The sequence below is a fragment of the Amycolatopsis sp. 2-15 genome (assembly GCF_030285625.1).
GTDB lineage: Bacteria > Actinomycetota > Actinomycetes > Mycobacteriales > Pseudonocardiaceae > Amycolatopsis > Amycolatopsis carbonis.
The window spans coordinates 7,785,629-7,808,767 of the sequence record NZ_CP127294.1 but is presented as its reverse complement, the minus strand read 5'-3'; the positions used below and the strand labels follow the sequence as shown (position 1 = coordinate 7,808,767).

The 23,139-nt window shown below is 71.3% G+C and carries 22 protein-coding genes and 1 pseudogene; 17 read left to right on the top strand and 6 right to left on the bottom strand.

Features of this window, described 5'->3' with window-relative positions; translation table 11 throughout:
• Positions 1-63: 63 nt before the first annotated feature.
• Positions 64-708 (top strand): nitrile hydratase subunit alpha, encoded by a 645-nt coding sequence (gene nthA / locus QRX50_RS38620; RefSeq protein ID WP_285968007.1) that lies wholly within the window; start codon positions 64-66, stop codon positions 706-708.
• Positions 705-1,370, top strand: a pseudogene (locus QRX50_RS38615) (aquaporin); the annotation flags it as partial. The gene nthA and the pseudogene QRX50_RS38615, both read left to right, overlap by 4 nt.
• Positions 1,371-1,922: 552 nt before the next feature.
• Here QRX50_RS38615 and QRX50_RS38610 read toward each other — a convergent pair.
• Positions 1,923-2,249, bottom strand: coding sequence for a MarR family winged helix-turn-helix transcriptional regulator (locus tag QRX50_RS38610; protein WP_285974674.1), 327 nt, complete (start codon positions 2,247-2,249; stop codon positions 1,923-1,925).
• 332 nt (positions 2,250-2,581) lie between these two features.
• Between QRX50_RS38610 and QRX50_RS38605 the strand changes: the two genes are divergently transcribed.
• Together QRX50_RS38605 and QRX50_RS38600 are read left to right on the top strand one after the other, a co-directional pair.
• Positions 2,582-3,964 carry an FAD-dependent oxidoreductase gene (locus QRX50_RS38605; protein WP_285968006.1) on the top strand — a complete coding sequence of 461 codons (1,383 nt, stop codon included), beginning with the start codon at positions 2,582-2,584 and terminating at the stop codon, positions 3,962-3,964.
• Positions 3,965-4,287: 323 nt separating this feature from the next.
• Positions 4,288-5,010 (top strand): Crp/Fnr family transcriptional regulator, encoded by a 723-nt coding sequence (locus QRX50_RS38600; protein ID WP_285968005.1) that lies wholly within the window; start codon positions 4,288-4,290, stop codon positions 5,008-5,010.
• Between the two features lie 2 nt (positions 5,011-5,012).
• Here QRX50_RS38600 and QRX50_RS38595 read toward each other — a convergent pair whose 3' ends face one another.
• Positions 5,013-5,582 carry a flavin reductase family protein gene (locus QRX50_RS38595; RefSeq protein ID WP_285968004.1) on the bottom strand — a complete coding sequence of 190 codons (570 nt, stop codon included), beginning with the start codon at positions 5,580-5,582 and terminating at the stop codon, positions 5,013-5,015.
• A 133-nt stretch (positions 5,583-5,715) separates the two neighbouring features.
• On the opposite strand from QRX50_RS38595, the gene QRX50_RS38590 reads away from it, so the two are divergent.
• From QRX50_RS38590 to QRX50_RS38560, 7 genes are read left to right on the top strand one after another with little or no spacing between them, the layout of a single operon-like run.
• Complete coding sequence (locus QRX50_RS38590) at positions 5,716-6,732, top strand: ABC transporter substrate-binding protein (RefSeq protein ID WP_285968003.1); 1,017 nt, start codon at positions 5,716-5,718, stop codon at positions 6,730-6,732.
• A 22-nt stretch (positions 6,733-6,754) separates the two neighbouring features.
• A complete protein-coding gene (locus tag QRX50_RS38585) occupies positions 6,755-7,573 on the top strand; it encodes an ABC transporter permease (protein ID WP_285968002.1) in 819 nt (272 codons plus the stop codon).
• Positions 7,570-8,418 carry an ABC transporter permease gene (locus QRX50_RS38580; RefSeq protein WP_285968001.1) on the top strand — a complete coding sequence of 283 codons (849 nt, stop codon included), beginning with the start codon at positions 7,570-7,572 and terminating at the stop codon, positions 8,416-8,418. Before QRX50_RS38585 ends, QRX50_RS38580 begins: the two co-directional genes overlap by 4 nt.
• A gap of 28 nt (positions 8,419-8,446) precedes the next feature.
• On the top strand, positions 8,447-9,283 hold the full coding sequence (locus tag QRX50_RS38575; protein ID WP_353074044.1) for an ABC transporter ATP-binding protein: 837 nt from the start codon (positions 8,447-8,449) through the stop codon (positions 9,281-9,283).
• A gap of 51 nt (positions 9,284-9,334) precedes the next feature.
• Entirely contained in the window at positions 9,335-10,420 is a 1,086-nt protein-coding gene (locus tag QRX50_RS38570) for an LLM class flavin-dependent oxidoreductase (RefSeq protein WP_285968000.1), read from the top strand.
• Entirely contained in the window at positions 10,417-10,971 is a 555-nt protein-coding gene (locus tag QRX50_RS38565; protein ID WP_285967999.1) for a YceI family protein, read from the top strand. Before QRX50_RS38570 ends, QRX50_RS38565 begins: the two co-directional genes overlap by 4 nt.
• 22 nt (positions 10,972-10,993) lie before the next feature.
• Positions 10,994-11,503, top strand: coding sequence for an ester cyclase (locus QRX50_RS38560; RefSeq protein WP_285967998.1), 510 nt, complete (start codon positions 10,994-10,996; stop codon positions 11,501-11,503).
• A 45-nt stretch (positions 11,504-11,548) separates the two neighbouring features.
• Here the strand turns inward: QRX50_RS38560 and QRX50_RS38555 are convergent, their stop codons facing one another.
• From QRX50_RS38555 to QRX50_RS38545, 3 genes are all read right to left on the bottom strand, one after another.
• Positions 11,549-12,727: an alpha/beta hydrolase family protein gene (locus QRX50_RS38555; protein ID WP_285967997.1), complete on the bottom strand. Its 1,179-nt coding sequence runs from the start codon at positions 12,725-12,727 to the stop codon at positions 11,549-11,551.
• 145 nt (positions 12,728-12,872) lie between these two features.
• Positions 12,873-13,775 (bottom strand): cupin domain-containing protein, encoded by a 903-nt coding sequence (locus QRX50_RS38550; protein ID WP_285967996.1) that lies wholly within the window; start codon positions 13,773-13,775, stop codon positions 12,873-12,875.
• A gap of 76 nt (positions 13,776-13,851) precedes the next feature.
• Positions 13,852-14,118, bottom strand: coding sequence for a hypothetical protein (locus QRX50_RS38545; protein ID WP_285967995.1), 267 nt, complete (start codon positions 14,116-14,118; stop codon positions 13,852-13,854).
• A gap of 364 nt (positions 14,119-14,482) precedes the next feature.
• Between QRX50_RS38545 and QRX50_RS38540 the strand changes: the two genes are divergently transcribed.
• Genes QRX50_RS38540 through QRX50_RS38530 form a run of 3 tightly spaced genes read left to right on the top strand, consistent with a single transcriptional unit; the run spans position 14,483 to position 19,274 of the window.
• Entirely contained in the window at positions 14,483-17,245 is a 2,763-nt protein-coding gene (locus QRX50_RS38540) for a helix-turn-helix transcriptional regulator (RefSeq protein WP_285967994.1), read from the top strand.
• Between the two features lie 39 nt (positions 17,246-17,284).
• On the top strand, positions 17,285-17,740 hold the full coding sequence (locus QRX50_RS38535) for an SRPBCC family protein (protein ID WP_285967993.1): 456 nt from the start codon (positions 17,285-17,287) through the stop codon (positions 17,738-17,740).
• Positions 17,741-17,759: 19 nt separating this feature from the next.
• Positions 17,760-19,274, top strand: a complete 1,515-nt coding sequence (locus tag QRX50_RS38530; RefSeq protein ID WP_285967992.1) for a hypothetical protein — start codon at positions 17,760-17,762, stop codon at positions 19,272-19,274.
• Here the strand turns inward: QRX50_RS38530 and QRX50_RS38525 are convergent.
• A complete protein-coding gene (locus QRX50_RS38525; protein WP_285967991.1) occupies positions 19,265-20,101 on the bottom strand; it encodes an FAD-binding oxidoreductase in 837 nt (278 codons plus the stop codon). The two genes, QRX50_RS38530 and QRX50_RS38525, sit on opposite strands and share 10 nt — an antisense overlap.
• Before the next feature lie 326 nt (positions 20,102-20,427).
• Between QRX50_RS38525 and QRX50_RS38520 the strand changes: the two genes are divergently transcribed.
• The 3 genes from QRX50_RS38520 to QRX50_RS38510 are packed head-to-tail and all read left to right on the top strand — an operon-like array spanning position 20,428 to position 23,105.
• Positions 20,428-21,459, top strand: a complete 1,032-nt coding sequence (locus QRX50_RS38520) for a TDT family transporter (protein WP_285967990.1) — start codon at positions 20,428-20,430, stop codon at positions 21,457-21,459.
• A gap of 55 nt (positions 21,460-21,514) precedes the next feature.
• Entirely contained in the window at positions 21,515-22,141 is a 627-nt protein-coding gene (locus QRX50_RS38515; RefSeq protein WP_285967989.1) for an isochorismatase family protein, read from the top strand.
• 25 nt (positions 22,142-22,166) lie between these two features.
• A complete protein-coding gene (locus QRX50_RS38510; protein WP_285967988.1) occupies positions 22,167-23,105 on the top strand; it encodes a hypothetical protein in 939 nt (312 codons plus the stop codon).
• Positions 23,106-23,139 lie beyond the last annotated feature (34 nt).

Genomic DNA, 23,139 nt, shown 5'->3' with positions numbered 1-23,139 from the left:
GATCGAGATCTACGAGCATTGGCTGGAGCCTGTCCCGAACGCCGTGAACGAACAGGAGTGACCGTGGCCGCACATACGCATGAAGGCGCGCACGAGCATGAGGATCCGCATGCGCCGATCGAGGCGGCTGCGGGGGAGCCGGATTATTTTGATGTGCTGCAGATGGCGGTTCGTGAGTTGATGGTCGAGAAGGGTTTGATCGGGGCGGGTGAGGTCCGTGCCATGATCGAGACGCTGGATGCGCATGAGCCGTCTCGTGGTGCTGCTTTGGTGGCGCGGGCGTGGTCTGATCCGGGGTTCAAGGAGCGGTTGCTGGCTGATGGTACGGCTGCGATCGTGGAGTTCGGGATCGACAACTATGACGGTACGAAGCTGATCGTTTTGGAGCAGACGCCGGATACGCACAATCTGGTGGTGTGCACGTTGTGTTCGTGTTATCCGCGTCCGGTGCTGGGTTTGCCGCCGGATTGGTACAAGAGTCGTCCGTATCGTGCTCGTGCGGTGCGGGAGCCGCGGGCGTTGTTGGCGGAGTTCGGTACCGAGGTTCCTGACGAGGTCGCGATCCGGGTGCATGACAGCACGGCGAACATGCGTTATCTCGTGCTTCCGATGCGGCCGGAGGGCACGGAGGGGTGGAGTGAAGAGGATCTGGCCGAGCTGGTGACCCGGGACGCGATGATCGGCGTGACCACGGCCCGCGAGCCGTGACCCTGGCCCGGAGCGCCGACCGCGCGGCCGACGAGCGGAAGACCGTCGGACAGACCGGCGAGTGGCCGCCGGCCGCGTGGCTGGCCGACGCGGCCGGGACAGCGCTGCTGGTCTTCGCCGCCCTGACCGTGGTCGGGTTCACGATGGCCCCGGCCGCTCCGCTGCGGAGCTGGCCGGTGGAGCTGCGGCTGCTCGTCGTCGGTGTCGTGGTCGGTGGCACGGTCGCGGTCTTCGCCGTGACGCCGCCCGGCAAGCGGTCGGGTGCGCACCTCAACCCGGCGGTGAGCTTGTTCATGGCTTTGCGCGGGGTGCTGTCCGCCCGGGACACGATCGCGTACACGGTGGCGCAGCTGCTCGGGTCGGTGGCCGGCGTGCTCGTGGCCCGGGTGTGCTGGGGCCGGCGGATGCGGGACATCTCCGACGGCCTGATCCAGCCGGGCCCGGGTGTGGGCACAGCGGGTGCGGTGCTGGGCGAAGCGGTGAGCACCGTCGTGCTGCTGCTGCTGCTGGTGCTGTCGTGGCTGGTGTCGAAGCCGCGGCCGCGTGAGACGCCGTGGGTGATCGGCGCGGTGATCACCGTGCTGATCGTGGTGACCGGCACGACGTCCGGCGGGAGTTTCAATCCCGCGCGGGACTTCGGCCCGTTCGTGCTGGGTTCGGACTTCCGTTCTTTCTGGGTCTACATGCTCGCCCCGCTGGGCGGCGCCGCGCTGGCCGCGGTACTCCTGTGGGCGGCCCGGTTGTGGCGGCCGCGGACCTGCAAGCTGTGCGGGCCGGCCTTCGACGAGGTGACGGTGACGATGCCGGAGACGATCGACTCACCGCTGGGGCGCCGGGTGTGCCGTGAGCTGGAGCTGGCGGGTTTCACCATCCACGGCGGGGTCCGGCCGGCGGCGTGGAGGTCCGGAGTGCCCGCCCGACCACGGCGGCGGGGTGCTGGTGAGCTGGGCGCCCGACGCCGCCGCGTTCGAGCCGATCGACGAACGCGTGACGGCCGTCGAGAAGACCATGGCCGGAGCCCTGCTGACGGTGCTCGCGGCCCTCGGGTTCACCGCGGAGCCGCTCGGCGAGTCGTTCTCGGTCCGGGTCACCGACGGGCTGAACCGGGCGGGGGTCGCGTGAGAAGCACTGTGCCCGCGTGCCCGGACACCAACCGGTTACCGGCGGTGCCGCTGCCGACCTTGGCGGGCGTCGCCGGTGCCGGGGTGAGCGGGTCAGTCCGAGGAGACGGTGCGCCGCTGGTGCACCGCGACGTCCATGAACACGCGCTTGAACTCGGCGTAGGACTCGCGGCCCACGCGGCGGGCGTGGCGGTCCTGCATGCTCGCCATGATGCGGTCGGCCGTGCGCATCTGGTCGAGGCCGCGTTCGGTCGGGCAGACGAGCTTGGCCCGGCGGTCGCCGGGGTCGGGCCGGCGGTACACGTAGCCCAGTGCCTCCAGTTCGTCCACGAGCAGGCCGATCGCCTGTTTCGCCTGGCCGGAGAGCCGCGCCAGCTCGGTCGCGCGGAGACCACCCGGATCGAGGTAGGCCAGTACCACCCCGTGCCGGGGGTGCAGATCGTCGAAACCTTGGGCGACGAGCTTCGCGAAGAGTTCGCGTTGAACGGCGAACAGGAGCCTCGCTGACAGCACCCCGAGGTCCGGATTCGTCGCGTTCCGCTCCGCCCGGGTAACCACTCACCGCCTCCTTCGGCCGCGCGGCCGCCGAACACCGCCGCGGGATGGCCGATCATAAACGTTCGACCTGACCCGGCTCCGGGCGGCGCGCCGCTGGACGCTCGCCCGGAGCCGGGCCAGGTTGATCCGATCTCGGCGAAAATTGATCTTTTCATGCGTAGTCGAGCCTCTTTCGGGGGCGAATGCTGGACCGTATGGACGACATGCACTTCGACCTGGTGGTCATCGGCTTCGGCAAGGGCGGCAAGACGCTGGCCGCGGCTCTGGGGAAGCTCGGCAAGCGAGTCGCGATGATCGAGCAGTCCGCGGCGATGTACGGCGGGACCTGCATCAACATCGGCTGCGTGCCCACCAAGTCGCTCGTCCACCACGCCGAGCACCCCGGTGCCGGCACCCCGCCCGAGCGCCACCGCCAGGCGGTCGAGGCCACGCGCGCGCTCACCGCGGCCATGCGCGGGAAGAACTTCGCCATGCTCGACACGATCGACACTGTCACCGTGATCACCGGCAAGGCGACGTTCCTCGACCCCAAGACCGTGCGGGTCGCGGCGGGGGAGGACGTCCTGCGCGTCACGGCGGAGACGATCGTGATCAACACCGGCGCCGTGCCGACGGTCCCGGCCATCCCGGGCCTGCGCGAGAGCACCCGGCTGCTGACCAGCACCGACCTGATCGACCTCGACCACCTGCCGAAGCACCTGGCCATCCTCGGCGGCGGGTACGTCGGCGTGGAGTTCGCCTCGACATACGCCCAGTTCGGCAGCGCGGTCACGGTACTCGACGCCGCGCCGCGGATCATGCCGCGCGAGGACGAGGACATCGCCGCGGCGGCCACCGCCATCCTGCGCGGGGCCGGGGTCGAGTTCGTCTCCGACGCCCACGTGACCGGCGTCCGCGACATCGACAACGGCGTGGAGATCACCTACGAGATCGACGGTCAGACGCACACGCTCGCGGCCGACGAGGTGCTGGCCGCGACCGGCCGCACGCCCGCGACCGAGGGCCTGGGCCTGGACCGTGCCGGCGTGCGCACCACTGAGACCGGTGCCGTCGAGGTCGACGAGCACCTGCGCACCAGTCAGCCGCACATCTTCGCGATCGGCGACGTCAACGGCGGCCCGCAGTTCACCTACATCTCACTCGACGACTACCGCATCGTGGCCGACCAGCTCCTCGGCGGCGGCAAGCGGTCCACCCGGGACCGGAAGTTCATCCCGTACACGGTGTTCATGAGCCCGGCGCTCTCGCGCGCGGGCCTCACCGAGCGCGAGGCCGTGGCCCGCGGGCTGCCGGTGAAGGTCGTGGAGAAGGCCATCGCCGACATCGCCGCCATGCCGCGGTCCAAGATCGTCGGCGAAACGCGGGGGTTGATGAAGTTCGTGGTGGACCGCGAAACCGACCTGATCCTGGGCGCGACGCTGCTGGGCGTCGACTCGCAGGAGCTGATCAACCTCGTCACGCTCGCGATGCGCCACGACGTGACCGCGACCGAGCTGCGCGACTCCGTCTACACACACCCCTCGTCGTCGGAGGCCTTCAACGAGGTCCTCGGCACGCCGCCGGTCCGGACGCACTGAGCCGGCGGTCGTCAGACGTCCCCTTCGGACAGTGGTGCCGGGGTGATCCGGTTCGGCTCGGATTCGATCCGTTCGCGTATGGCGGGGTCCTGCCCGCCGCGTGATGATCAAGAAAACTCCGGCACCACCGGCGGAGGGTGAGCACCGCCGGAGTACTGGCAGGGCCTGTCCGCCCTGTCCGCCCTGTCCGCCCTGTTCGCGGGCCGGGCGGGCTTCGACGACCGCTACCTCGCCGAGCGCCTGGCCACGAGCCGCTGCGGGTGCGCCTGTTCGCCGCGACGCGGAACGCCTGAATTGCCGCGGAACGTGCTTACACTGCTGGGATGAACCTGCCCGGCGCCCTTCCGCCCGCGGAGCGTTTCCGCTCCGCGGCGGGTGGCGCGGTCGTGAGCCCGTTCTTCGCGGGGATGCCGGCGGATCTGGTGGCCGGCCTGCTCGAAAGCGGGACGGCGCGGCACTGCCCGCGCGGTGAGGTCATCTTCCACACCGGGGAACACGCGGCGTTCGGCTACCTCGTCGTGGCCGGGAAGGTCGCGATGGGACGGACGACCCCCACCGGCCGCGAGCGGCTGATGACGTTGTTCCTGCCCGGGGACCCGTTCGGCATCACCAGCGTCTTCGAGGGCAACGCCCGCGTGTCCGACGCCGTGGCGATCAGCGACGCCGACGTGATCGCCCTGCCGGCGGCCCGGTTGCGAGAGTGGGTGCTGAGCGACCCGCGGATCGGGGCCGCCGTGGTGCGGTTCCTCTCGGCGCAGGTGCGGCGGATCAACGAGACCGTGGGCTCGCTGCTCAACCCCGACATCAGCGGGCGCGTGGCGGCCGGGATGGTGGAGCTGGCCGACCGCATCGGAGTGCGCGGCCCCGACGGCATCCGTGTGCGGCACGACCTCACGCAGGAGCAGTGGGCGCACTACGTCGGCGCCTCGCGGGAGAGCGTGAACAAGGCGCTGAAGGACATGGCGCGCCTGCGCGTGGTGACGCTGGAGTCGCGTGAGCTCGTGGTGCACGACGAGGAACGGTTGCGGCGCAAGGCCGGCCGCTGACCTCACGCGCCCGATTCCCCGAAACCCGAATAACTGCGGCGGAAATACACCAACGGCGACGCGTCCGTGTGTTCCCCGTCCATGATGAGCCCGACGACGATGGCGTGGTCCCCGCCGTCGACCACCTGGTAGAGCTCGCACTCCAGGAACGCCACCACGGCGTCCGCCAGGACCGGCGAGCCGTGCCGGCCCCGGCGCCAGCCCGTGGTGGCGAACTTGTCCTCCACACGGCTCGCGAAGTGCGCGGAAATCTCGGAACCGTTGCTGTCCAGCACGTTCACGCCGAAGCGCCCGCGGTCGCGGATCGCCTGCAGCGTCCGCGAAGCCTTGCCGAGGCACACCAGCAGCAGCGGCGGTTCGCACGACAGGCTGCACACCGTGCCCGACGTCATGCCGATCGGTGAGCCGTCCTCGGCGGTCGTGGTGATGACGCTGACCGAGGTCGGGAGCGAGGCGGCCAGGCCGCGGAACCGGTCGGCGTCCACGCCGTAACCGGCGAGGTGGACGGGGGCGGACATCGACCGGGCCGAACCCAATGCCGCACCCGGCGAGGGCGGAGTCGAAGAAGTCATGGTTCCATGGCGCCGCCGGAGGCCCTGCCGCGGCAACCGGATGTGGAAACTTGCACAAGGGAGTTGTCCACCTCACACCCGCGGTCTTCCATGCCTTTCACAGCAGCGCGGTACTGCGGAAGGCGGAATCGGCATGGCGGACAACACCGGCAACTCTGGCAAGTCACGGAAACGGATCGCGGCGGCGCTCGTCGGCGTCGCGGCGCTGGCGGTCACCTCGGCGTGCTCGACCACGGACACGACGGCCGCACCCGGCTCGGGTTCGGGCTCCGGCCCGGCCACGGGCGGGGCGGCGGTGGTGGTCGACGCTCCCGCGACCACTTCGTCGTCGGCGGTCTACCTCGGCGCCCGCAACGGCGAGTTCGCCAAGGCCGGCGTCACGGTGCAGGCGCACAACCACACGAGCTCCGACTCGCCGCTGGTGGGCCTGCTCGGCAACGCGTACCCGATCGTCTGGGACAACGCGGCCGACTACCTGCTCGCCGTGCAGAAGAAGCTCGCCGTCACGGTCGTGGGGCTCAGCGACCTCGGCCGGCCGGGCCAGCTCGAGGTGCTCGCCAAGGCCGACTCGCCGATCCGTTCGGTGCGGGACCTGCCCGGCCACAGCGTCGCCATCCCCGGCACGACCTCGAGCTGCGCCCTCACCATCCCCGCGCAGCTGCGGGCGGCGGGGCTGGACCCGAAGTCGGTGAAGCTGGTGCCGGTCGCGCTCCCGGACGAGGGCAGCGCGTTGCAGCGCGGGATCGTCGACACCGTCTGCGCGCCGGAGCCGTTCCTCTCGACGATCCGCAAGACGGTGAGCACTCGCAGCGTCTCCGACCAGTTCACCGGTCCGCTCACCGACACCCTCGTCGGCGTCTACGTGACCACCACGAGCTACGCCCAGCAGCACCCGGACGTGATCGCGTCGTTCCGCAAGGCCCTGGCGGCCGAGAACGCCGCGCTCAACGCCGATCCCGACGCGTTGCGCAAGGCCGTGCCGACGTTCACCCGCGTCGACCCGTCGCTGGCCGCCGGCATGAAGCTGCCCGGGTTCGCCACGAACGTGACCGACACGGCGCCGCTGCAGAAGCTGGCGGAGCTCATGCAGCAGGCCGGGATGCTCACGAGCACGGCGCTGCCGGCCGACGTGATGGCCGCGGACCGCTGACGCAGGAAAGGACCCCCGCCCCATGTCGCTCGACGTCCTGCCCCGGCGCGCCGCCGCGCGCCGGGGGCACCGCCCCGCACTGTCCACTTTCGTGCTCGGGCTCTCCGGCCTGGTCCTGCTCGCCGCGGCCGAGGAGGTGGTCTCCCGTTCGGGCCTGGTGAGCACGCAGTACCTGCCGCCCGCGAGCGTGATCCTCGCGAGGCTGGGGGAGCTGCTCACCAACGCGCCGTTCTTGGCCGACCTCGGCGCCACCGCGGGTTCGGCGGTGCTCGGGCTGGTGATCGCGGTCCCGGTCGGCCTGGTCGTGGGCCTGGTCCTCGGGCTCGTCCCGGCCGCGCACACCGCGACGCGGATCGTCGTGGACCTGCTGCGGCCGGTGCCCGCGGTGGCGATCGTGCCGCTGCTGGTCCTGGTGACCGGCACGGGCCGCGCGTCGGTGGTGATCACGATCGTGAGCGCCACGGTGTGGCCGGTGCTGCTCAACACGATCCACGGCGTCCGAGACGTCGACGGCGTCGCGTTGCAGACGGCCCGCCTCTACGGCGCGCGGCTGCCGCGCCGGCTGGCCGAGATCGTGCTGCCTTCGGCCGCGCCGGTGATCGCGGCCGGGGTCCGGGTGTCGATCGGGCTCGCGCTCGTGATCGCCGTGGCGGCGGAGCTGCTCATCGGCACCGACAGCGGCGTGGGGGCCTACCTGCTCGCCGCGACCCAGGGCGGCAGCCACACCGACTACGCGTTCGCCGCCGTGTGCGCGGCGGGGTTGCTGGGGCTGGTCGTGAACTGGGCCGCCCGGGCCCTGGAACGACGGTTTCTGCCGTGGAGCGAAGGAGAACCGCGATGAGTGCCGTGATCTCACCGGCGCCGGTCTCCGTGCGTCCACTGCGGACCGCGGCGGTGGTCGCGGGCCGGTTCGTGCTGCGGTTCGGCCTGCTGGCCGTGCTGTGCTGGGTCTGGCAGCGCGCCACCGAGGCCGCGGCCAACCCGTACTTCCCGACGCCGCTGCAGATTCTGGACCGCATGCGGACGCTGTGGTTCGACGGCCCGGCGAGCCACCTGTGGACGTCGGCTCCCTTGTGGACGGACGTGGCGCCGAGCCTCGTGCGGATGCTGATCGGCTGGCTGGGCGGCTCGCTGCTCGGCGCGGCGATCGGGGTGTCGGCGGGCGCGTTCCCCACCGTGCGGCGCATGGTGGACCCGGCGGCGCAGTTCCTCCGCGCGCTGCCGACGCCGGCCATCCTCCCGGTGTTCCTGATCGTCTTCGGTGCCAACGACGTGATGCGGGTGCTGGTGATCGCGTTCGGCTGCACGTGGCCCGTGCTGCTCAACGCGATGCAGGCGACCGGCGCGATCGACCCCGTCGCGCGGGACACGGCCCGCACGTTGCGCCTGGGACCGCGTCGCCGGCTCGTACAGGTCGATCTCTGTTACGCGACCCCGGCGATCCTGGCGGGCATGCGCGTCGGGCTCGCCTTGGCGCTGGTGCTGATGGTGCTGTCGGAGTGGGTCGTCGCGACCAGCGGGCTCGGCTTCTTCCTCGTCGACTCCCAGCGCCATTTCGAGTTCGCCGGCATGTGGGCGGCGATGGTCGCGCTCGGCGTGCTCGGCTACGTCTTCAACACCGTGTTCACCGCACTCGAACGCCGCGCGCTGCGCTGGCACCGCCACAGCCGTGCCCGGCACGACTGATCCCCGAAGAACTCGACAGGAGTTGGTGATGACCTCCATGCAGAACCCGGTCCACGCCGCGGCCCGCCCGGTCGCCGGCGGGCCGGACGCGCCGGCCGAGCCCGCGCTGCGGGTCACGGACCTCGGCCACAGCTACCCCGGGCTGCCACAGCCGGTGCTGCACGACGTGTCTTTCACCGCGGCTGACGGCGAGGTGCTCACGATCGTCGGCCCGTCCGGCACGGGGAAGTCGACGTTGCTGCGCTGCCTCGCCGGGCTGCTGCGGCCCGGCCACGGCGAGGTGTGTGTGCTCGGTAAGCCGGTGGACGGCGTGCCGGACGGGCTGTCGATGGTGTTCCAGGACTACAGCCGCTCGCTGTTCCCGTGGATGCGGGTGGGCCGCAACGTCGAGTTCCCGTTGCGCGCCGCCGGCGTGCCCGCGGCCGAACGGCGGGAACGCACCGCCGAGTCGCTGGCTGCGGTCGGGCTGGGCGACGCGCGGCGCAAGTACCCGTGGCAGCTCTCGGGCGGCATGCAGCAGCGCGTGGCCATCGCCCGCGCCCTGGCGTGCCGGCCGCGGATCCTGCTGATGGACGAGCCGTTCGCGAGCGTCGATGCCCAGACCCGCGCCGACCTCGAGGACCTCACGCTGTCGGTGCGCGACCGGTTCGGCATGACGATCCTGGTGGTCACCCACGACATCGACGAGAGCGTGTACCTGTCCGACCGGGTGATCGTGCTGAGCCGGCCGCCCGCGACGGTCGCCGAGCAGGTGACGGTGGACCTGCCCGCGCCGCGCGACCAGATCACCACCCGCTCGGACCCGCGCTTCGTGCACCTGCGCGCGGACGTCGCCGCCCACATCCGCGGCGACGCGGCGAGCTGATCCAGCGGCTTCACGAAAACTCGGAAAACCTCCGGAAACCCTAGGGGAGACATGAAGTTCTCGATCTACCTCAACGCCCAGTCGCCGGACGGCGCGCACGACCTCGAGGTCGTCGAAGCCGTGACCGAGCAGGCGCTCATCGCGGACCGCAGCGGTTTCGCGGGCGTCTGCCTCACCGAGCACCACTTCACCGGCTACAACACCTACGGCAACCCGTTCACCTTCGGCGCCTACCTCGCGCCGCAGCTGGAGAACCTGCACACGATCATCTCGGTCGCGGTCCCGGCGCTGTGGAACCCGCTCAACTTCGCCGAAGCGTGCACGACGCTCGACCTGCTCACGCGCGGGCGCTGCACCATCGGCGTCGGCACGGGCGGTTCGCCGCGGGAGTACCAGGGTCTCGGCCGCGACACCGCCAACCGAGCGGCGCTGATGGACGAGGTGCTCGAGGTCGCGTTCCAGGCGCTGGACAAGCGGGACGAAGACGGCGTGGAGATCGACTTCACCACCACGCACTCGAGCGGGCTGCTCACCCGGCGCATCATGCCCGGCGGCTTCCGCCCGTCGATCCGGTTCGCGCGCGCCGCGCTGTCCGACCAGGGCATCCTCGACGCGGCCGGCCGCGGCTGGGCGCTGCAGACCGCGCGTGACGAGCTCGACGAGACTGTGCGCAAGTGGGCGCTCTACCACGACGCCCTCGACCGGTCCGGTCACGACGAACAGACCATTCAGGACGCTCGCGACTGGTCGCTCGTGCAGAAGATGGTCTACATCGGCGAAACCGACGAGTCCGCGCTACGCGAGGTGACGCCGGCGCTGGACTACCTCGACGCGTCGACCGCCAAGGCCTTCCAGGGCGCGGCCGGTGCGGCGAAGTTCCAGAACAGCGTGGTCGGCGTCGCGGCCAGCGACCGGGACGCGTTCCTGCGCAAGGCGATGATCGTCGGCAGCGCCGACACCGTCGCCCGCGAGATCGAGGCACACGCCGAGCGCGGAATCGGCCACCTGGCGCTGGTTTTCCTGTACGGCCAGATGGATCCCGCGCTCGGCAACCGCTCGCTGCAGCGCTTCATCGACCTCGTGATGCCGCGGTTCGCGAACGCCTCGGGAGCCGTGCCGGTGGGGGTGGCGTCGTGACCACTGTGGACGAAACGACCCGCCGGCCACTGGAGACGCTGGCCGGCACCTGGACGGTGGACGCGGCGCACAGCCTCGTCGCGTTCTCCGTGGTGCACATGACGATCGCGCGCGTGACCGGCCGGTTCGACGTGCTCGACGGCGAGGTCGAGGTGACTCCGTCGGGCGCGTCCGTGCGCGTCCGCGTCGCGACCGGGAGCGCGTCTTCGGGCCATCCGAAACGGGACGAGCTGATCCGCTCGGCGGATTTCCTGGACACCGCACAGTTTCCCGAAATGGAGTTCACCGCGTCGTGCGACGGGTTTTCCGCCGGCGACTGGACGTTGCCGGGCAGCTTGACGATCCGCGGGGTCACCCGGCCGATCGAGCTCGCCGTGCGCACCGGCGGAGTCGTCGACCACCGCGGCGCCACGCGCGCCGGGTTCTCGGCCCGGACGTCGCTCGACCGGCGCGAGTTCGGGCTGAAGTTCGACGGCCTGCTCGCCGGTGGCGGCGCGGTGGTGTCGAACCTCGTGGACATCGTGATCGAAGCCGAACTGGTCAGGGCCTGACCGACCTCGAAAGGACCACCGTATGCACACCCGCAGCCTCGTGACGAGCCTCGTCGGCGGCGACTACCAGGATGTCGAGTACACGGAAGAGGAACGCCGCAACATCGACCTCGTCCTGAAGTTCCGTTCGGTCCCGCTCGAAGAACGCGCACAGTTCCTCAAGCCCGGCGCGACGGTCAACCGCGTCGGCATGGCTTCCTTGGCGGAGCTGTCCGGCCTCGGCATGGGCGGCTACCGCAAGGATTCCCTGCCCGACCGGTACGACGTCATCGAGGACATCGTCGCCAAGGGGGATCGGGTGTGGGCGGTGTGGTCGCTCACCGCCACCCACACCGGTGAGCTCTACGGTTTTCCCGCGACGGGGAACCGCATCGACATCACCGAGATGGCGATCTGGCGGTTCGAGGACGGGCTCGTCGCCGAGCACTGGTACTTCGCCGACGACTTCGCGTTGCTGCGGCAGCTGGGCGCGCTCCCGGAGTTCACCGACTACGCCGAGCTGACGCGCGGCCGATGGCGCACGGCGGAATGAGCGACGGGTGTCGTGCCGCCGATCGGTGGCACGACACCCGGCCGGTCACTGGTTCTTGGTGAACGTCTCGTCGACCCACGCGGTGACCGTCGGCCACACGGGGTGGGTCGGCTGCACCACATCGAAGTGGGTCGCGCCCTCGACCTCGACGTAGCGGGCGCTGCCTCCTGCCGCGTTGGTCTTCTCCGCGTAACGGTGGCTCCAGTCGGCGGGCACGGCCTCGTCCGCGGTGCCGTGCACGGCCAGCACCGGCACGCCCGGGTTGGCCAGCTCGAGCGGGGAGGTCCAGGAGTAACGCTCGGGGTTCTCCGCGTAGTGCGCGCCGACCAGGAGCGTGACGATGCCGTCCCCGACCTGCGCGGCGACGAGCGGCCAGGCCTCCGGACGCGCGGCCTCGGGCGCGTCCTTCGGCGGTTCGGCGTCGGGGTCGGCGAGCACCGTGCCGAACCCGGTGGCGTCGCCCGTCTTGAGGTCGAGGGCGCCGGCGAGGGAGACGATGCCGAGCGGAGTGACCTTCGGGTTCGCGCCCGGGGCTTCGGCGGGCAGGGCGCCGCGGTGGGCGGCCCAGGTGGTGAGGTGCCCGCCGGCCGAGTGCCCGACGATGACGACCCGGCTCGGGTCGAGCGCGGGGTCCATCCCGTCGACCGCGTCCACGGCCGCGGCGATGTCGAGGAACGTGCCGGGCCAGCCGCCGCCCGGCTCGCCGATGCGGCGGTACTCGATGTTCCACACCGCGTATCCGCGGCCGAGGAAGTCGTCGACGACGTCGGTGATCTGGCGGCGGTCCCACATGGCGGTCCAGTAGCCGCCGTGGACGACGACCACGACCGGGAACGGTCCCTGGCCCTCCGGCAGGTACAGCTCACCGACCTGCGACGGCTCGGGCCCGTAGGCCACGGTGCGCACGCGGCGCTCGACGGCGGGGGTCTCCTGGGCGTCGTCGTAGCGCACGCCGCGTTCGGCGCCGACCAGCGTGTCGATCGTGGCGAAGAACGTGCCGATCGCCGGCAGGTTCGCGCCCTTGGCCTTCGACTCGTCCCACGCGGCGTCGTCGGACCACTCGACGAAGTCCAGCCACGTGTTCTCGGCCACCCGCACCAGCCGCGCGGAGAGGAACCCACGCCGGTCGGCCCGGAACGCCTCCACCATCGCCGGGCGCGCGGCCAGCATCGCCCGGGTGTTCTCCTCGGCCACCGTGAAGGTGGTCATCTCGACGACGGACATCGTCTGCTCCTGGTTCTGGTTCTTCTCCGGTGGGTCAGCTCCGCGCTGCCCTGGACGCGCACCGCCGTGGCGCCGGGGCGGTGCGTCCGCACCGGGATTTTTCAACTGGTCATGAATCTTTACCGTCAATAGGTGCGACGACAGACTACCGCTGCGTGCACTGGCTCGACACCGCGTGCTTGCGGAAACGGGCAGGCGGCGTGCCCACAGTGGCCCGGAACGCCTGCGCGAAAGCCGATTCCGAGCGGTATCCGACCTCGCTCGCCACGCGCGCCACCGAGAGGTCCGAGCGCGTCAGCAGGTCGGCGGCCACCATCATCCGGATCGAGGTCAGCAACGTCGCGACCGTGATGCCGGTGCGGGCGGTGAAGCGGCGCAGGAACGTGGCGCGCGACATCCGCGCCTCCGACGCCATGCGGTCGATGGTCCACGACTCGCCGGGGCGTTCCACGACCTGGGCGATCACCCGGCCCAGCACGTCGTCGCCCATGGCGGTCCACAGGGCGGGCGTGTCGAGTCGCTGGTCGGGGCGGCTGCGCAGCGACATGGCGAGCAGCGCGTCGCACAGCGAACACACGATGGCGCCCGTGCCGGGTCCGTCGGAGTCGGCTTCGCCGCGCAGGACGTCGGCCAGCGCGAGCGCCGGGCGGTCCATGGTGACGTGCACCAGCGAGGGCAGCAAGCGGAACAGCAGCGCGCCCGCGGCCGAGTCGAAGCGGTAGTGGCCGCAGAACAGGTCGAGCTCGTGCTCGGCGCCGAGGGACTTGCGTGTGGTGAACGTCGCTCCCGGCTCCTCCTCGAACCGGCGCCGGCGGCCCGAGGCCGCGGTCACCGTGTGGGCGTCGCCGTGGGGGAGCAGGAAGTAGTCGCCCGGACCCAGGTCGACTGTGGACGTGCCGGTGGTCACAGTGCAGCGTCCTTGCAGGACAAGGTGGAACTGCACCTCACCCGGCGGGGCGGCCTCGTGGTCCAAAGTGAACTGTCCGGCCATCAGGCACCGCACGTCGAGGCGGCCCTCGAGATGCGCCAGCCGGATGAGTCTGCTCACTCCGTCCATGAACCGATCCCGACAGAAAATGAGCCGATCATCCGTAGTCCCCTCTCGCGATCCAGTCCATCATGTGTCAACGGAGAATGAGTATCAACCGAAAGGCGTTCATGTCGAACACGTCTTCCGCCGAAGGTGTCGCGGCGGACCTCTCCGTAACCGTGGTTACCAGCAGCTTATTCCTCGGTGAATCTCTGCCGGTGATCGGCCGCCTCCGGAGTGGGATGGACTGGTAGCCGAGGACGCCGAGAGGGAAGTCTCGGATGGTTTGACCGAGGTCGAATTTCCTTGGCGCCACGGGATCTTCGGCGAACCCGGTTTCGTCGGAGGTCAGGTAGTACATTAAGATGACTTTTGTCGAAGCGCGGTTCCGAACACTGATCGCGACGACAAGTACGAACTGCCCGGATCCGTCGTTGTCCCTGCCGCTACACCGTCGATCCGGCTTGTCGTGAATATTTCATCGACCCGACGGCGATTACGGCGGACCTGAAGAAGGAACGAGTGCGGACCCACGGCATCGGACACGCGCACGGCGGCTCGGGCCGCCGCACGGTTCGCGGGCTCGTCCGCTTCGGCCGGCCAGTCGTGGCTCCGGGCGGCGCAGGCCCCTGCGAGAGCACTGACGGCACCGGTGGCTTCGGCACCCGGCGGCCGCGTCGGCTGTGCCGGCTGCGTCGGCTGCAGGAGTTCGGGAGGGCCGAGCCGTGCCGCTGATCGGCCGTGACGATGAGATCGCCTCGATCCGCTCCTTCTTCGAAGGCGCCGGCGTGCGCGGTGGTGCCCTGCTCGTGGTGGGGGAGGCCGGGGTCGGCAAGAGCGCGGTGCTCGACGAGTTCGCCGCCGGGGAGGCCGGGCGTGGCACGCGGGTCGTGCGGGCGGCGGGCGCGCAGTTCGAGGCCGAGGTCGGCTACTCCGCGCTCAACCAGCTGCTCTTCCCGCTCGGCGAGGAGATGGCCGCCCTCACCGACACCCACCGCACGGCGCTGCGGTGCGCGCTCGGTTTCGAGGTCGGGCCGGCACCCGACCGGCTCGTGGTGTCGAACGCCGCGCTGCTGTGGCTGCGGTCCGTCGCGGCCGAAACCCCGCTGCTGATCGTGATCGACGACCTCCACTGGGTGGACCGCGCCAGCGCCGAGGTGCTCGGCTTCGTCGCCCGTCGCCTGGTCGGCAGCCCGATCGTCTTCCTTGCCGCCTGCCGCTCGGCCGACCGCGGGTTCTTCCAGGACAGCGGGCTGGCCGAGGCCGTGCTGCCGCCGCTGCCCGCGCGGGCGGCCCGCACGCTCGTGGACCGGCACTTCCCCGAGCTGGCGCCCGCCGTGCGGCACCGGCTGCTCGCCGAAGCTGCGGGCAACCCGCTCGCGCTGCTGGAGCTGCCGTCCGCGCTCGACGGGGACCAGCGCACGGACTTCACGACGTTGCCCGAGGTCCTGCCGTTGTCGGACCGGCTGCAGGTGCTGTTCACCTCGCGGGTGCGGGGCCTGCCCGAGCGCTGCCGGCTGATGATGTTGCTGGGGGCGCTCGGGGGCAGCGTCGAGGTGGCCCGGCTGCGCACCGCGGGCGGCGAGACGTGCGACCTCGACGACCTGGCCCCGGCCGAAGCGGCCCGGCTCGTGCAGCTGAGCGGCACCCGGCTGGGCTTCCGGCACCCGCTGATCGGCGCCGCGGTGGTCGAAGCGTCCGCGGAACGCGAACGGCGCTGGGCCCACCGCGCGCTGGCCGGGGTCGTCGCGACGCCCGAACGCCGCGTGCGGCACCTGGCCGAGTCGTCCGTCGGGGTCGACGCCGACATCGCCGCGCAGCTGGACGAGACGGCGCAGGCCCTGCTGCGCCAGGGCGACGCACTGGGCGCGGTCGCCGCGCTGACCCGGGCCGCGGAGCTCAGCCCCGACCCGGCCGACCGCGGCCGCCGGCTCGCCGAGGCCGCGTACGTCGGAGCCGACGCCGGTGGCGAGCTGGCCACGGCCAGCCGGTTGCTGGGCGACGCCCGCCGGTCCGGCTCCCTGCCGACGCATTCGCTGCCCGGCGCCGCCGCGGCGGCGCACTTGCTGATCAACTCCGACGGCGACGTCACCACCGCCCACCGGCTGCTGGCCGGTGCCATCGAGGCCGGCGACCACGGGTTCGACGCCGGTGACGCCGTGCTGGTCGAGGCGTTGCTCAACCTGCTCCTGATCAGCTGGTACGTCGGCACGCAGCCGGCGTGGGAGACCTTCCACCGCCTGGTCGGGCGGCTGGAGCCGGAGCCCCCACCGGTGCTGCGCGTGAACGCGACCGTGTTCTCCGACCCGGCGCGCGCGACCGACGAGGACGTCGCCGAGCTCGACGCCGTGATCGACACCGTGGGCGGTGACGAGGACCCGACCCGGCTCATCCGCATCGGCACCGCGGCCGTGTTCGCCGACCGGCTGCCCCGGCTGCGCGAGGCGGAGCGGCACCTCGCGCAGTCGCGCCACGCGGGCAAGGGACCGGCCCGCCGTCACCTGGGGGCACTCATGCACCTGGGGATCGACGGCTTCCAGTCGGGCCGCTGGGACGAGGCGTGGGAGTTCGCCGACGAGGGCCTCGCCGTCTGCACCGAACACGGCCTCCGCTTCTTCCACTGGTACTTCCACTGGGTGCAGGCGCTCGTCGCCGCCGGCCGCGGCGAGGTCGAGGCCGCGCGGCAGCTGACCGACGGCATGGCGCAGTGGGCCATCGCGCACCAGGCCGCCGGCATCACGTACTTCGCGTGGCAGGCCCGCGCGTTGTCCGACATCGGCGCCGGCGCGTACGACGACGCCTACCACCACGCGTCGCAGGTCAGCCCGGCAGGAGAGCTCGCGCGGTACCGGCCGGGCGCGCTCTGGGTGGCGCCGGAGCTCGTCGAAGCGGCCCTGTTCACCGGGCGCCGCGCCGAGGCGAACGCGCACGCGGCCGCACTGCGCGAGGCCCGGCTGGGCAAGCTGTCGCCCCGCCTGCGCCTGGTCACCGCGGCGGCGACGGCGATGACGGCGGACGACGACACCGCCCGGGAACGGTTCGAGGCGGCGCTGTCCGGCCCGGCCCTCGACCGCTGGCCGTTCGACCTGGCCCGCGTGCGCCTCGCGTACGGGGAACGGCTGCGCCGGCTGCGGAGCACGAGCGCGGCCCGGGAACAGCTGACCATCGCGCACGACACGCTGGCCGCGCTCGGCGCCGTCCCGTGGCGGGACCGCGCCGCCAACGAGCTGCGCGCGACCGGGCTCACGCGGCAGTCGGCGCCGGACGCCAAGGCGCCGCTCACGCCGCAGGAGCGCGAGATCGCGGAGCTGGCCGGCGCCGGCCTGACCAACAAGCAGATCGGGCAGAAGCTGTACATCTCCCACCGGACCGTGGGTGATCACCTGTACAAGATCTTCCCCAAGCTGGGCATCACCTCCCGCGCCGCGCTGCGCGACGCCCTCACCACCTACGACGATCGGGACCGGTCGGACAAGCCAGTCATGTGACGGGTGCTGTGTCCGTCCGCGAAGTCCACTCTCGGGGGTATGAGCGCAGGAGTACACCCGGATGTCCACTGGCCGCCCGGCTGGGGGCCGGACCGTTGCGACAGCTTCGTCAGCCATCAACGTCACGTGGCGGCACCGGCCGACGCGGTGTTCACCCGGCTCGTCTCGGTGGCAGAGTGGCCGACGTGGCAACGTGGGGTGGACCGGGTCGAGGTGGCCGAGGAGCTGATCGTCGGCGGCCGGTTCGTCGTCGTGGCGGCGCCGCACACCCTCGACGGGATCGTGGGCGAGCTGGTCGTGCCGAGCCGGTTCGGCTGGGCCGCCGTGAGTGATCGGCTGAGCTTCTACCAGTCGTGGCTCCTGCTCGACGTGCCGAGCGGCGGCACCCGCGCAATCTTCCACGAGGCCGCGCGTGGTCCGGCGGCGTTGCTGCGCACCTCCGACCGGGCCGAGCTCACGCGCTCATGGCTCGACGCGCTCCCGCCGTCCGTTTGATTCTCCGCGGGAGCACGCGGTGGTGACGGTCCGGCGGGTGTTCGCCGCCGATCCGTTCACCGAGACCGGCCGCCCGGTCACGGTCACGGAAAGCGAGCACCACGGCCTCGTCGCCGTCGCCGGCCGGCAGGGGTGGCGGGAATGGGACCGGCGCACCCGGCTGTCCCCGCACGTGGTCGGTCTTTACGACCGGCGAGACCTGACCTGCCGCCTGCTCTTGCGCAGCCGGTTCCCGGTGCACGCCGTGGACTTCCACCCGCGCCTGCCGGTGCTCGCGATCGGGACGGGACGCTACGGCGGCGGCTTTTTCTACAACGGAGAGCTGCTGCTGTGGCACTTCGGCTCCGGCCGCGTGGTGTCGGCGCTCGCCGACACCCGGGAGATCCGTTCCGTGCGCTGGCGCCGGTGGCGCGAGGGCCGGGTGCTGGATCTCGCCGTCGCTCCCGTGCACGAGGAGGAGCTCGGCCGCGAGTCCCACACCGTCGGCTACGACGCGATGCTCGAGCGCGACGACTGGCTCGCGGTCGGCGAAGGCGATATTTCCTGGCAGGAGCTCGACGGGCCCTGTCGCGAAAGCGACGATCCCCGCGACGAAACCCGTGCGCGCGAGCACCTCGAAGGCCTGAGCGCCGGGTGGCGTGAGCACGGTGCGGTGTGGAGCGTCGAGGCCCTCGCCGACGGCCGGATCGCGGCCTCGTCGGAAGGCGTGGCGATGACAATGTGGTCCTCTGTGGACGGTGCGCCGCCGGTTGCTCGTCCGGAGTCCCGTTCTCTGCTTGATTCCGCCACTCCGGACGGCCGGGAGCCGCCGCAGGGCTGGACCGCGTTGCCGGTCCGGCGGGCCTCGGCGTCGTACGTCACGGGAGTGCCCGACAGTGAAGACGAGGACCGCTGGGTCGCACTGGTGGAACCGGACCGCGACGAGCCGACCGTGCGGCCCCTGTTTCCCCTGGCTCCGTCGGAAGAAACCGCGGACCTCGCGGAAATCGGGGCCGCCGTGGACCTCGACGGCGGGGCCTTGATCTACGCGGCCTCCTGGTTGCGCATCGGGCCGGCGCTCGACGTCGACGGTCCCATGGCCGATGCCCGGCACGCCGCCACCCTCGTGACGCGGCGTCGGCTGCCGGACGGCGAGGTCGGGTGGCAGTTCGTGGTCGGGGGCCAGGTCCTGGCGATCGAAGCCGACGCCGCGATCGTCCACCTCAGCCTGAGCTCCGGGCTGCTCGTGGCCCTCGACGCCACGACCGGCGGGGTGCTCTGGACGCACCCCCTGGTCGTGGCTGGGCTCCCGTCGACGGGCTCGGCGCTGGCCTTGGCCGGGACCGGGCGGCTGCTGGTCGGGACCGCCGAGGGGCGGGTCGCCGAGTGCGCGGTGCCGGCTCGCGGCGAGCTCACGGCCTATCCCGGCGCGCCCGCCGAAGGGCCCGTTTTCCGTTTGGTGCCCCCGAAGCCTCCGCCACCGCACCTACTGGGGTTCCGGGCGGAATTCCTGCTCGGCGGCACGGTCGGGGGCGGCCGGCTCCGTCACCAGTAGGTGGTCAGCCGGAACGCCGCGCCACGCCCCGGGACGGCGTCCGGCACGCGGGGCGCACGGTCGTAGGAGCCGCCGAGCGCGTGCAGTTCGAGGTCGGCCGGGCAGCTGGGCCCGACCAGGTCGTCGACGGTTTCCACGCTCAGTTCGCGCAGGGAAACGGAAGTGGTCGGCCGGAGGACGCCGTCGTGGAGGTCCCCGACGGCCGTGAACGGTTTGCGCCCCATCGAGTCCCGGGTGACCTGTGCGGCCGCCCGCATCGGGGCGAGCAGGCGTTCCGCCTCCTTGTCACCGCCCAGGTGGGCGAACCGTAGGTGCGTCACGAAGCCACCGTCGAGCAACCGGCACAGGAAGACCGAAGTGGTCGATTCGTCCGGTAAGGACGGTGCCCACTCGCGCCACACGGGCAGGATCTCGCCGGTGAACCGCAAGACTCCGCCGTGGAAATCGCGGTAGGGGAACAGGTCGACCACCATCGCCGTGACGACGGCGTTCGTCTCGCCGCGGCACAGGGCCCGGAACAGCTCGGGCTCGTGCTCGACCTTCACGGTCCGCCGCACTCCGTCGAGGCTCACGATCTCGACCAGGCGCACCCGGTCCGCCGCGTACCCGTGGCGCCGGCCCAGCACCGGGCTGAGGCCACCGGTCAGCGTGTCCTCGACGACGCAGGCGTCCGGCCTCGCGCCGGCCACCGGGGTGAGGCCGTACTCCGCGGCGGCGGCGAGCACGTCGCGCCAGCGCACGGCCGCACCGACCCGCGCGACGAGGCGGATCGGGTCGATCGTCACCTCGGCCAGCCGGTCGGGGCAGTCCGTCGGCGCAGCGGTCATGGTCGTCTTCTCCAGTGGGGTCTCGGGGTGGTCGGGGAACACCCTCCTTCGCCGGAGCCCGTGCGGTGAACCGTCACACGACGGTGCGGGCGACGGTCGCGGTGCGCCGGACGCGTCTGTCACCCGACCGGGGGTCATCACATCGGGTCCAGTCGATCAACGACGACGGGTGACCGTCTCCGGACCCGTCATCTGACGGGCACTGAGCGCGGCAGATCCGAGCAAGATGGCTTTCAGTTCGAAAGATCCGGGGCCACAGCACCGGTTCCGGCACGTTGCGGGCCGCCGAGGGGGCGGCCCGGAATCCCACTTCCCTGGAGCACCCGTTGACGAGCACCGCCGTCCCCGCCACGCCGTCGGCCGACAGAGCCGACAGCGCACCGGCCAGAATCGCGCCGGCGCGCTACCCGCTCACGACGTTCGCGATCAGCTTCGGTCTGGTCGGGCTCGCCGGGGTGTGGACGAGGGCAGCGCCGGCACTCGCGTTGCCCCGCGCGGTGCCGCAGGTTTTCTGGGCCGTCGCGGCGATCGCCTGGGTCTGGCTGATGATCGCCCATGCGGTGCGGGGCCTGAAAAGCGAGCAGCAGCTGATCGACCACCTGCGCCACCCCGCGCAGGGGCCGATCGCCTCGCTGGCCCCGGTTGTCGCGATGCTGCTGGCCAACGACCTGTTCACGTGGTCTCCCGTGGCCGGGCGGATCCTCTACCTCCTGGCGCTGGCAACGTCGGCGGTTTTCGCCGCCTGGATCCTCGCGTCGTGGTTCGAAGGGCGCCTCGGGCTGGAGGCCGTGCACGCCGGTTACCTGCTGCCGACGGTCGCGCCGGGCCTGATCGGCGCCGACGTGGCCTACTCGCTCGGCTACCACGGGCTGGCCTGGGGGCTGTTCGCCGTCGGTGTGTTCTTCTCGGCGGTGATGACGCCGATCATCGTGCAGCGCCTGAGCTTCCACAGTCCGCTGCCCGCGGCGCTGCAACCGACCACGGCGATCTTGCTCGCGCCGCCGCCCGTGGCGGGCCTGGCCTGGTTCACGATGCACGGTTTCACGCGCGACCCCGCGGCGAGCGCGATCGCCGGCATCGGCGTGCTCATGCTGTTGGTTCAGGCGATGATGCTGACGCGCTACCGGAAGCTGCCCTTCTCGCTGGGCTTCTGGTCATTCACGTTCCCCCTGGCCGCGAGCGTGTCGCTGACGGAGAAGTGGCTCCAGCTGCTGGAGCCGGCGGGCTGGCGGATCTACACCGGTGTGCTGGCCGGCGCGTTCACCGTTTTCCTCGCCGTGATCGCGGCGTTCTCGCTGCGGCCCGTCGCCCGGAAGCTCGGTTTCTCGAGTCACCGCAAGGCGGTCGCGACCAACTAGTCAAAAAAATTGACCAACATGTATATTGACCAGGTACCCCAAGGAGGAGCTTCCGATGGTTGAGAGCAAGTTCACCGAGCGGCTGACCCGGGACAACGCGATGGTCGTGCTGGTCGACCACCAGGTCGGCTTGTACAGCGGCGTGCGCGACATCGCGGTGGAGGAGCTGAAGCACAACGTCGTGGGCCTGGCGAAGGCGGCGCAGGTGCTCGGCCTGCCGCTCGTGGTCACGACCACCGAGGCGGACGGCATGTGGGGCCCGCTGATCCCCGAGCTCGCCGCGGTCCTGCCCGACGACCTGCCGGTGCACGACCGGGCGACCGTGAACGCGTGGGACGACGAGCGCGTGCAGGGCGCGATCCGCGCGACCGGCCGCAAGAAGGTGATCTTCGCCGGCGTGTCCACCGAGGTGTGCCTCGCGTTCCCGGCCATCAGCGTCACCGCCGAGGGCTTCGACGCCTACGCGGCCATCGACGCGTCGGGCACGTTCTCGCGGACGAAGCGCGAGGCGGGCCTGCTGCGGATGCAGCAGGCGGGCGTGATCCCCATCGACTACGCCACCGCCATGGTCGAGGTCCTGGCCGACAACAGCGACCCGCAGGCCGGCTACGTGTACGCGGCGTTGGAGATGCCGTTCGCCGTGCTGGTCGGGCAGATCGCCGCCGGTTACGCGAAGAACTGACCACCAACAGGGGAGGAGAAACGTCATGAAGAGCAAGATCGCGAAGCGCGCCGGGATCCTCGGCGTGGTCGCCGCCGCCGTCGCCGGGGCCGTGGTGGCGGTGTCGAGCGGCAGCGCCGAAGGCGCGCCGGACGCGGCTGCTTGGCGGACGCCGGTGAAGGCGTTCGGTGTGGAGTACGACGCGTCGCACGTGTACCTGCAGCACGGCAAGCTGCCCGCCTTCATCAAGAGCTGGGAAGCGACCTTCGGCGGTACCGACAACGGGCAGAACACCTTCCAGATCACTCCGACGCCGAGCAAGGCGCTGGCGTCGATCATCCACTCGCCGGTCGGTCTGCTGGCGGCGTACGACTACCAGACGCCGGTGCCGTTCCCGTTCGGTGCGGAGCAGACCGGTTTCGGTGTGCACGACCCGGACCTCGGCGCGGACGCGGCGCTCCGGTCAGGCGCGGCGGTGACCGTCACCCCGTGGACGGGGCCGGTCGGCCGTGAGGCCGTGGTCCAGTTCCCGGGTGGGTTCGCCTCGCAGATCTGGAAGCAGTTCGACATGTCGGGCTTCACGCCGCTGACCACGCAGCCGGAGTTCCGCGTGTATCTGCCCGAGACGACGGTCAACGCGTTCCTCGCGTCGTACCTGAAGTTCACCGGTGGCAGCGTGATCTCCGACGTCCGCAAGGCCGACGGCGGCGAGGTCGGCGCCCCGGGCACCACCTACCACCGCATCCGCATCAAGACGCAGTTCGGCAACACGGTCGTGCTGGCCGGCAACGGTGACTGGACCTACCCCTACGGCCGCGACACCACCGGCTACACCGTCTCCGACGTCAACGCCACGGTCGCGAAGGCCGCAGCCAACGGGGCCACCGTCCTTTCCGGGCCGTACAAGAGCAAGGACCGCACCAGCGTGATCCTGCAGTTCCCCGGCGGTTACATCGCCGAGGTCCACGACGGCGTCTTCCACTGATTTCCCCGTTCCCACACCGAGAAAAGGAACCACC